Raw genomic sequence first — 11,606 nt, forward strand, 5'->3', positions numbered from 1 at the left:
CATTTACTGAATATTCCTTCTAATTTCACACCCTATCCTGTTGGGATTTTCTAAAGAAACTTTATCTTTGTGATGTCAACAATTAAAAGAATATGGTTCGTTTTAATCTTGTTATCACCTTACTACTAATGATAAGCATGGCTGTCAAAGCCGAACTGACCAACCGGATGTTCGATGTCAGGCATGTAGGCTATGCAGAAGGCCTTAGTAGCCAACGTGTTTTCTCGATTGTCGAAGATGGAGACGGCGCTATGTGGATTGCTACAAAAACCGGAATAGACAGATACAACGGTCATACGGTAAAGAACTATGATTTGCCGGGCAGTTTCTATTATGGCGATCTTGCCGGACGCAGACTTTACTTATTGTACGACGCACAACAAGGACTGTTTGCCTACGACCATACCGGACGAATTTACCAATACTCCCCCATCCAGGATCATTTTGAACTAGTCCTCCACCTGGGACAATTGATTCAGGAAGAAGTCATCTTGAACAAACTCTGTCTGGATAGTGACGGAACCTGGTGGATGGGAGCGGATAAAGGACTATACAAGCAAGAAGCGGACCATCGTATAGTTGCCGTACTGAAAGGACAATATGTCAACGACATCGCATTGGCCGGCGAGTCGCTTTATGTGGGTACTTCTAACGGAGTCTGGCAACTGTCACACGCCCTGCCGGATAAGAAACGCCAACTGCTGGAGGGGTGGAATATACAAACATTGTTCTGCGACAAACCGAAGAAAGAACTCTGGATAGGCACATTTGGCAGCGGTTTGTCGGTGATGAACCTCGACACTTCCAAAGTGCTTGCGTTGGAGGGACAAGGGAGCACGTTCCTTCATCCGATACGGGCAATTACAGACTATGATGTACATACCATACTCATAGGCGTGGACGGTGGCGGTGTGTATGCGATAGACAAGGATACCAAGCAAGCCCGTTTACTGATGAATACCAAAGATGACACAGATACTTACCTGCGCGGAAACGGTGTATACGCCGTAACCAGAGACGATCAGGGCAACATCTGGATAGGCAGCTATACGGGAGGCGTATCCGTGGCTATCCTGCTGAAACATCCCATTTCGATATTCACACACGAAAAAGGAAATACCCATTCTCTCATCAGCAACAATGTAAATGATATTGAAGAAAACCCGGATGGCAGCCAATGGTTTGCTACCGATGATGGAATCAGCATCCGGAACACCCTGTCAGGCACCTGGAAACACGTGCTGAAAGAAATCGTAACCATTTCTCTCTGCACATCCGAGAATGGGAACGTATGGGTAGGAACGTACGGAGACGGAGTGTATCTATTGGATAACAACGGACGCGTGTTACGCCATCTCACCAAGCAACAAGGACAATTGACCACCAATTATATTTTCTCCGTCAGACAAGACATGGAGGGAGACTTATGGATAGGAGGTCTGGACGGATGCCTGATCATGTTTGAAAAAGAAAAAGGCAGCAGACGGTCTTTCGACGTGAATTGGGTACAGTCTATTGAGCCTATCGACCGAAACCGGATAGCGGTGGCTACCGTCAACGGCTTCTTTCTGGTGGACAAACATACAGGGAATATACAGCACTATGCCAATTCCCAGGAATTTCACAATCAGAATGTCAGTGCTTATATCATCTCTATGCTGTTCAATGACGACGGAACCGTGTGGCTGGGAACCGAAGGGGGAGGATTGAACCTATATGACATGAAAAACCGGACGGTAAAGACTTTCACTGTTCAAGAAGGATTGCCGTCCAACGATATATATAGTTTGCAGCGAGACGACAAGAAACGCTTGTGGGTCAGCACCGGAAAAGGAATTGCCTTGATAGACAGCCTGCACGTGTCGAACCTCAACTATGCAGGCAACATAGACAAGGAATATAACAAATCCTCATTTGCCCGGTTGATGAACGGCGAGTTTGTGTATGGTAGCACGGATGGCGCTGTCTTTATCATGCCACTCGACATTTCAACCGTAGACTACTGGACGCTCTTGCGTTTCACGGGGCTGACGGTTGATTATCAAAACGCCAAGGAAGAAGAATCGTTGAAACCTGCCATCCATGATATGCTTGCCGACCGTGCGGTGCAGCTCGGCTATAAACACAACTCGTTTACCGTTTCTTTTGAATCTATCAACTATCGTTTCCAGCGCGACATTGTCTATCAGCATATTTTAGAGGGGTATGACAATGACTGGAGCCAACCATCTGCCGAGGGGAAGGCATCCTACACCAAGGTATCACCGGGCACTTATCTTTTTAAGGTGCGCAGCCTGCGGCGCAGCGACGGAAAAACTATCGCCGAAAGCACCTTAGAAGTGAAAGTGAACCAGCCATGGTGGAACTCGTGGTGGGCTTGGACTGTTTACCTATTTATAATAGGCTTCGTTTTCTATTTCATCCTGCGCTATAAGAGCAATCAGCTCCAAAAGAGATATGACGAAGACAAAATACGTTTCTTTATCGACACGGCACACGACATTCGCACGCCGGTGACGCTTATCATGGCACCTCTGGAGGATTTGAACCGGGAACAGGATCTCTCAGACAAAGCCCGTTATTACCTGAATCTGGCCCATGAAAGTACCCGGAAACTCCATTCGCTCATCACACAGTTGCTCGAATTTGAGAAAGTAGACGCCCACAAACCATCTTCTTCATCGGTTCCGCTTTGTCTGAATGAAGTTTTGCTGAAAGAAGTCTCCGTCTTCCGGTCCTTTTGCGAGAAGAAGCAGTTGACACTGAATCTGACCCAACCCGACGAATCTGTTTTCGTTGCGGCAGACAAACACCTGATAGAGATGTTGCTTGACAATCTTCTCTCCAATGCCTGCAAATACACCATGCCTCAGGGAGAAATCAGTCTGGATTTGAAAACCACGAAGCGCAAAGCCGTCCTTTCGTTGAAGGATAACGGAATAGGCATACCGAAGAAAGCGAAAAAGCATATCTTCTCCGATATTTACAGAGCCGAGAATGCCCGGCAGTCACAAGAAGAAGGAACCGGATTCGGACTGTTGCAGGTGCAGCGCATTGTAAAAATGCTGCATGGTAAAATCACGTTCTGTTCCGAGGAGGGCAAAGGAACTACTTTCACCGTCACATTGCCGCGAACTACCACCATAGCCGAACCCATGTCGCATGAGCCATCCCTCGAACACCTTGCCGACACATCGGATAATAACAGCCCCGAGACGGATAAAATAAAAGATCCGGACGACCGGAATACATTGCTCATTGTAGAAGACCACGAAACTCTCCGTCACTACCTCCGTCAGACCTTTGAACACCTCTATCGGGTGATTGATGTTGCCGACGGACACGAAGCTATCGCCTGTCTTGCCAATGAATATCCGGACATCATCCTCTCCGACGTCATGATGCCCGGCATACGGGGTGACGAACTTTGCAGAATGGTCAAGGAAAATCCTGACACATCGGGTATTCCCGTCGTTCTGCTGACGGCAAAGGCTAACCACGAAGCAATAGTGGAAGGATTGAAGAAAGGCGCGGACGATTATATCCCCAAACCATTCAGCACAGAGATACTGAAACTGAAAGTACAAGGATTGATTGACAACCGAAACAGGCAACGACAGTTTTTCATGCGGCAAGCCATCGCTCAAGTAGAAGCGGGCGGCAAACGCGACGACAATGAAAACAATGAAAGTGTCGACAACAAGAACGTAACGACAGCAAGCGAAACAATGACCGAAGGCGACCGCCGGTTTATCATGAAAGCTACCCGGTTTGTTCTTGAACATTTGGATGAACCCGATTTCAACATCAATCTCTTGTGCCATGAAATGGCAATGAGCCGGACACTGTTCTACAGTCGCCTTAAGTCACTGACGGGAAAAGGACCGCAAGAGTTTATCCGTATCATCCGGTTACAGAAAGCTGCCGAACTGCTGAAAGAAGGTAAAAGCGTAACCGATGTCGCCGCCGAAACCGGATTCGTCAACACAAAGTATTTCAGTTCATTGTTCAAGAAACAATTCGGGATGCAGCCGAGTAAATATAGTGGTAAGTAGACAAGCATTAATGTTCGGTTTTTGAATTAAAACTAGCTCGTTTCTACACGTTTATGAATATATTTTATTCATTACCCCAATATGAAGAATCAGCCTTCTTATTACTGATAAACCACCGTCTTATCGTATCCTTCATTTCTATTTATTAATCGCCGACTGGGGTTGTCCATCTGGCTGACTCTAGTCGGCTGCTTGGACAACTCCAGTCGACCAGGTGGACAACTCCAGTCGGCTTCTCAGATACAAGCCGTTCAATTGACCAAGATTGACAATGCCGATGCGAAGGTTACAGGTTGTGAAAGTACATGCAAACTGTGGGGATTACCTCATTCTTTATAACAACAATCTTCGATAAAAAATGGGTAAGACAACGTCCGTTCGATAAAAATCAGCGGATTTGTCAGCAATCAAACCTAATATGTCAGCAATCTGACCATCGCATCAGCCGGATATTAACATCTTTGCACCAAGCTTTACAAGTATAAAGCACAATCTTACGTTTAATCTTTAAAATGCTAAAACGATGAAAAAAGTAGCACTAGTCCTATTTTTATCCGTTTGCTTCGCGCAACAATCCTGTTCGTCGGACTCTATTGGAACGGAACCGGAAGAAAATCCACAAGACATTCTTTTTTTTAAAGACGATTTCAACTTTTTCGACGAAAAAGTATGGACAAAAGAAACTCATGAACCCGGCTGGACCAATCAGGAGCTGCAAGCATACGATGCCGCCCATGTATCGGTTGGAAAGGACGGGAACAAATCGGTTCTGATTCTTACCGCCGAACGCAAAGGAAATAAAATCTATTCAGGCAGGGTCAATTCAAAAGGAAAAAAGAGTTTCAAGTATCGCAAGATAAAGGCAAGCATCAAGCTTCCCCAAACCAACGGCGGGCTGTGGCCTGCGTTCTGGCTGATGGGAGACAACGACAAAGAATGGCCGGCATGCGGAGAAATAGACATTATGGAAATGGGAGAACAGAGCGGAATGGCTGCGGGCGATTCGGAAAAACAAGTGAACACCGCCATTCACTATGGTCCCAGCGTAGCGGCTCACGAACAGCAATACTACAAAGCCAATGTTGCCAACAGCCTGCAAGACGGCAATTATCACACCTACTCTCTGGATTGGGATGAAAACAGCCTGACAATATCCGTCGACAACGTCAAGTTTCATACGTTCGACATTAGCTCGAACACATACTTTCATGACAACTTCTACATCTTGTTCAACCTCGCTGTGGGAGGTGCGTTTACAGGGATTACCGACATTAATAAACTGACGGGCCTGAAAGACGGTGAGAAAGTGAAGATGTACATCGACTGGGTGAAAATATTATAGGAATCTTAAATATACATGCTATGAATATGGAAAAATGTAAGTATCTACTGTTTTGCGGAACACTCGCCCTTTGGATGGCGGGAGGTTTCCAGCAAGTGTATGCAGCAACGGAACCAAGTTCCCAGGCTATTCAACAACAAAGTAACAAGGTAACCGGAAAAGTGAGCGATGCCACAGGGCCCATCATTGGGGCTTCCGTAGTGGAGAAAGGAACTGCCAACGGAACGATTACCGATCTGGATGGAAATTTCAGTTTGAATGTAAAAGCGGGAGCTACGCTCGTTGTCAGCTATGTGGGTTATAAATCCGAAGAGGTAAAAGCGGAAAGAGGTCCTTTGAACATCACCTTGAAGGAGGATGCCAAAGCATTGGATGAAGTCGTAGTTACCGCCCTTGGCATCAAGAGAGAGCGCAAAGCGTTGGGCTACGGCATTGACGAAGTGAAAGGCGAAGCCTTGACCAAAGCCAAAGAAACGAATGTTATCAACTCCATGGCAGGACGTGTGCCAGGCTTGGTAGTCAGCCAGACTGCCGGTGGTCCTTCCGGTTCTACGCGCGTTATTCTGCGAGGCAGTACCGAAATGACCGGCAATAACCAGCCTCTTTATGTAGTGGACGGTGTACCTCTGGACAATACCAACTTCGGCAGTGCCGGTACAAACGGTGGCTTCGACTTGGGCGACGGTATTTCGAGCATCAATGCCGATGACGTAGAAAACATGTCGGTATTGAAAGGCCCTGCGGCGTCCGCACTTTATGGTAGCCGTGCCAGCCACGGTGTTATCTTGATTACAACCAAGCGCGCCAACAAGGATAAAATCAGCGTGGAATATAACGGAACGCTGACTTTCGACACCCAACTTGCCAAATGGAACGATGTGCAACAAATATATGGTATGGGAAGCAACGGCACTTATAGCTATGATGCCATATCCAACACAAACAAAAGTTGGGGCCCCAAAGCAGACGGTTCAAACATGCTGAAGTATTTCGACGGCGTGGAACGCCCTTTCCTCATTGTCCCCGACAATACGTCCAACTTCTTCCGCACGGGTATCACCGCCACCAACTCCGCCATTGTAGGTGTGAACAGCGGAAAAACCGGAATTCGCTTTACCTATACGGATATGCGCAATAAAGACATTGTTCCCCAAACGCACATGAGCCGTGACATTTTCAACCTGCGTGCCAATACGTCTGCGGGCAAGGTAGACTTGGATTTCAGCGTCAACTATACACGGGAAGACGTGAAGAACCGTCCGGCACTGGGCGACAGCAAGTCTAATATCGGTAAAAACCTGATGACCCTCGCCACCACCTACGATCAGGAATGGCTGAGAACCTATCAGACTGCCGACGGCGAATATTCCAACTGGAACGGCATGGATCCCTACAACGTGAATCCGTACTGGGATATCTATAAGAACTTCAATAAATCCAAGAAAGATTTGTTCCGCATGAACGGCAAGGCCGTATGGAACATCGACCCACATCTGAAACTTCAGGCAACGTTGGGCGCCGAACTCAACTGGTTCACGTTCGATGATTACAAAGCGCCTACCACTCCCGGATTCGAAGCCGGAAGACTTCAAAACAGTGCTTTCCGCAACCGCATGTACAACTTTGAAGTGTTGGCTCTCTACAACAACCATTGGGGTGATTTCGATTTCAACGCTACATTAGGCGGCAATGTATATAAGGTGAACAACCAGACTACCGTTACCACCGCTCAAGACATGAAGATACGCGATGTCCCTTCACTGACGAGCTTCAACGAAATCAGTGTAGTGCCCGGCAGTTACCGCAAACAGATTAATTCGGTTTACGGAGCAGTGAACGTGGGATGGAGACACATGCTTTACCTCGATGCCACGTTGCGTGGCGACCAATCGTCTACCCTTCCCATTGGCAACAACATGTATATGTATCCTTCTTTCTCCGGTAGCTTTGTATTCTCCGAGCTGACAAAACTGGGCGACCTCCTGCCTTACGGAAAGGTGCGTATGTCATGGGCGCAAGTAGGTAGCGATACCGATCCTTATCAATTGGGACTCGTCTATACGAAATCCAAATATGCGTATCCCGGATATACCATCGGATATATCGATAACGGAACCATCCCCAACAAAGACTTGAAACCAACCAAAACAAACTCCATGGAAATGGGATTGGAATTGAAATTCCTGAAGAACCGTATCGGACTGGATTTCACCTACTATTCTCAAATCAGTAAAAACCAGATTATGGGAATGGCAAGTTCCTGGACAACCGGTTATAACTATCGCCTGATTAATGCCGGCAAGATAGAAAACAAAGGTATTGAGATTGCCCTCAGCACACGACCGATTCAAACACGCGATTTCTCCTGGGACATTAATCTGAACTTCTCCAAGAACAGCAACAAGGTAAAAGAACTGGATGGCAAATCGGATATGTTTGAACTGGAAAAGGCGTCCTGGCTCGACGTTCAGATAGCCGCTAAGGTAGGTGAGAACTTTGGTTCTATTGTAGGCCCGGACTTCCAACGGAACGAAAGGGGAGATATTCTGATTGACCCGCAAACCGGTCTGCCGCAATATGACAAGAGCAACCACGTACTGGGTAATGCCTCTTGGGACTGGACAGGTGGATTACTCACCAACTTTACCTACAAAAATCTTTCGCTGGTAGCGGTATTCGATGTGAAAGTAGGCGCCGACCTCTATTCCATGTCTGCCCGTGCTGCTTACGAATCAGGTAAAAGTCCGGAAACATTGGCAGGCCGCGACGCCTGGTATCGCTCGGAAGAAGAAAGATTGGCAGCCGGCATTGCAAAAGGATCCGACAACTGGAAGCCGACAGGCGGATTCGTGGCTCCGGGTGTCATCGACAACGGTGACGGAACGTATCGCCCCAACGACATCTACATCAATCCGGAAGACTACTGGATGAGCGTTTGCCGTAATGCGCCTTCTATGTTTATTTACGACAACTCATACGTGAAATGCCGTGAACTGACGTTGAGTTACAATGTGCCCAAATCCTGGCTGAAGAATGTAGTAAGCGGACTGACCGTTTCGTTCGTTGCCCGCAATCCGTTCATCGTATGGAAAAATATCCCGAATATCGACCCGGATTCAAACTACAACAATACCACCGGTATGGGACTTGAATACGGTTCGTTGCCTTCACGCAGAAGCTATGGTTTTAATGTAAATGTGAAATTCTAAAAAGATATACCATGAGACAATCTAAATACATCACAATCATCACGATGGCATGTGCCCTGTTTTTCGCTTCTTGCAGCGATGAATACATGGAAAACATGAATACCGACCCTTCCAAGGCCGCTACCATCGACCCGAATGCGCAGCTCACCACTGCCCAACTGCAAACGTACGGAGACCTTAGTATGATGGAAATCTACCGTAACTACCATTATGCATTCACCCAACAACTGATGGGATGCTGGAACACCACCAACTACGGCGGTCGCCATACGCTAGACAATAATGAAATGAGCCGTATCTGGACATCGTTCTACACTCAATCCCTGAAGAATATCATTGATGCTCAATATCGCACAGCCGAAGATGCAGAGAAAGTGAACATCAACTCTGTGCTCCGCATTTATCGGGTTTATCTTATGTCTATCATCACCGACACTTACGGAGACGCTCCTTTCAGTGAAGCCGGCCTGGGATTCCTCGAAGGAAAGTTCAATCCGAAGTATGACAAACAGGAAGATATTTACAACGCTTTCTTTCTGGAGCTGGAAGATGCCGTCAATAAAATCGATCCGACCAAAGATAAAGTGACAGGTGACCTCATCTATGCCGGTGACGTAACTAAATGGCAACAACTGGCAAACTCGCTTCGCCTTCGTTTTGCCATGCGAATCTCCAATGTCAATCCAACAAAGGCGCAAACGGAATTTGAAAATGCTTTGGCTGCCAATGGGGGTGTAATAACGGACGCCTCAAGCGATGCGCTCATCAAATACATGACAATCGCATTTAGTTTCGGACAAGAAGCTTACTCTGATTATCGCGGAAATTCATTGTCACAGTTATTGTTCGGCAACGACCCCGCCAATAATCCAAGTTACCTCTGCTCCACTTTCTTTAATCAGTTATACAATTCCGGTGATCCCCGTACATTCAAAATTTCCCGTTGTTATTATGACGGCTTGATGAGTGCCACCAGTCCCGACAATCGTGTCGACATCACCCAGGAGATGATTGAAAAAGGGATTGATTTCAGTCCGCGCGACCCGGGTGCCTACTCGTGGGAGCCATGGCCTACAGGATACGACAGCGATATTTGTAAGGAATTAGCCGTTAACAACCCTTCTGTTACAGCAACCATGGCTCGTGAGGTGGAACCCAAACTTGCCAATAATTTCCTAAAAAGCGACAATCCGGGCGTAGTGATGACCTCTGCAGAAGTGAAATTCCTGATGGCGGAAGCTACCGTGAAAAAATGGAATGTCGGCAGTGTGTCAGCAGAAGATCTTTACAAGCAAGGAGTGCGTGCGGCTATGGATTTCCTGACAGACAACTACGGTTGCACGGCTACTACTGATGCAGAGTTTGATACATTCATTCAAGATAAAGGGGCGTTCGGACATACGGACAATCAGAAACTTGAAGCTATCAATACACAGGCCTGGATTCTTCACTTCACCAATCCTGCCGAATGTTGGGCAAACGTGCGTCGTTCCGGTTATCCGAAGTTGAAATCACCGGCAGAATATGGGTTCGGACAATACCTCACCGGTGGAACGGAAATTCCGGTACGTCTCTGCTACCCTGTATTGGAATCTTCCTATAATAAGAAAAGCTACCATGAAGCCATTGAACGCATGGGAGGAACAGATAATTGGCACAGCCTTCTGTGGTGGGATACTGAAAACTAACTATTAAACAATCATCCATTATGAAAAAGATATATATTGCACTATTTGCCCTACTCGCTGTAGGCTCCACATTTACTGCATGCACCGAGGAAGAGCCGTTCGCTACGGTGACGGAAAATGATGATCCGCATATCCTTGCCCCAGTGTTCCCCGACAGGACGAACGGCCAATTGGCTACATTCGCCAACATCAGCCGGGATGCGAACTTATCCATAGCGCTGACCGTGACTCCGAAAGATTACACCACAGTAACCTGGTTCATTGATGGGCAGGAAGTAGAATCGGGTACCGACTCCGACAAGGAAATCAACCGTAGTCTGAAAGCCGGTACGTATAATTTGAAAATAGAAGTGGAAACTGTGAAAGGGAAGAAGACTTCCCGTGAAGGATTAGTGGTGGTCAACCCATTGGCTGATGACCCTCAATCTAAAGAAGTAGCCTTTGAGAGAATGGTATCTCCCGGCAAGACTGCCCGTTTATATGGCAGTAATCTACAGAAGGTAACGGCCATCCTCTTGGGAGGAAGCACGATTACCGCTCCCACTTATGTTGAATCGGCAGACGGGGACTATCTGGAATACACCGTCCCGACAGGCGTAAACGAAGGCAATTACCGCATCGTTTTGCAAGATGCTGACGGCAATGAATATGGAGCCGACATGGTGAAAGTAACCAATGCTTCCCTTATCATTGCGGGAGCTAACCGGGCTACTGCCAACGTAGATTGGACCATTTCCGGCATCAATCTCGAAAACATCGCTTCTCTAACCATCGACGGGCAGACGGTATCTCAATTCAGCAACCAATCCTCTACAGAAGTTACGCTGACTTGTCCGAATTTGTCTGATGGAAGCTATACGCTGACAGGCAAAACCCGTAGCGGAGAGGCGGTACAGTTCTTAAACGACAATGTTACGACTACCGAACAGACTGTGACCGTATCTACCGAAATAACGCTTTGGTCAGGACACCATTACGTTTCGTGGGATAAGCCGGACGGTGACCCCAACAAGAGTTTCGGTTTGATTCCAATGGATGTGTTTGCCGATATCACAGCCGGGTCGATATTGAAAGTAGTCTACTCCATAGAACCAACCGCCGAATATCATCAGATGAAACTTGCCACAGGCTGGTGGACTGACCTGACAGATAAGATAGAATTTACGGAAAACGGTGAATACACACTAATACTGACACAAGACATCTTGAATAAGATTCAAAATGAAGCCGGATTCTTATGTGTAGGACATGGCTATTATGTAGACCTGGTAACCATAAAGTAATGAATACCAGATTGAATAAATAATACTAC

5 protein-coding genes are annotated in these 11,606 nt (G+C 46.9%); all 5 read left to right on the plus strand.

The annotated features are described in order from the left end of the window. Nucleotides 1–92 precede the first annotated feature (92 nt). The 5 genes from A4V03_RS18305 to A4V03_RS18325 all read left to right on the plus strand — a co-directional run bounded on the left by A4V03_RS18305 (nucleotide 93) and on the right by A4V03_RS18325 (nucleotide 11,577). Nucleotides 93–4,055: a hybrid sensor histidine kinase/response regulator transcription factor gene (locus tag A4V03_RS18305; RefSeq protein ID WP_065539850.1), complete on the plus strand. Its 3,963-nt coding sequence runs from the start codon at nucleotides 93–95 to the stop codon at nucleotides 4,053–4,055. Between the two features lie 523 nt (nucleotides 4,056–4,578). Beyond that, nucleotides 4,579–5,397 carry a glycoside hydrolase family 16 protein gene (locus A4V03_RS18310; protein ID WP_065539851.1) on the plus strand — a complete coding sequence of 273 codons (819 nt, stop codon included), beginning with the start codon at nucleotides 4,579–4,581 and terminating at the stop codon, nucleotides 5,395–5,397. A 20-nt stretch (nucleotides 5,398–5,417) separates the two neighbouring features. Then, nucleotides 5,418–8,606 (plus strand): SusC/RagA family TonB-linked outer membrane protein, encoded by a 3,189-nt coding sequence (locus tag A4V03_RS18315; protein WP_065539852.1) that lies wholly within the window; start codon nucleotides 5,418–5,420, stop codon nucleotides 8,604–8,606. 11 nt (nucleotides 8,607–8,617) lie between these two features. Beyond that, nucleotides 8,618–10,294, plus strand: coding sequence for a SusD/RagB family nutrient-binding outer membrane lipoprotein (locus A4V03_RS18320; RefSeq protein ID WP_065539853.1), 1,677 nt, complete (start codon nucleotides 8,618–8,620; stop codon nucleotides 10,292–10,294). Nucleotides 10,295–10,314: 20 nt separating this feature from the next. Further along, nucleotides 10,315–11,577 carry a hypothetical protein gene (locus A4V03_RS18325; RefSeq protein WP_065539854.1) on the plus strand — a complete coding sequence of 421 codons (1,263 nt, stop codon included), beginning with the start codon at nucleotides 10,315–10,317 and terminating at the stop codon, nucleotides 11,575–11,577. The last annotated feature ends 29 nt before the right edge of the window (nucleotides 11,578–11,606 follow it).

The organism is Bacteroides caecimuris (assembly GCF_001688725.2).
Taxonomy (GTDB): domain Bacteria; phylum Bacteroidota; class Bacteroidia; order Bacteroidales; family Bacteroidaceae; genus Bacteroides; species Bacteroides caecimuris.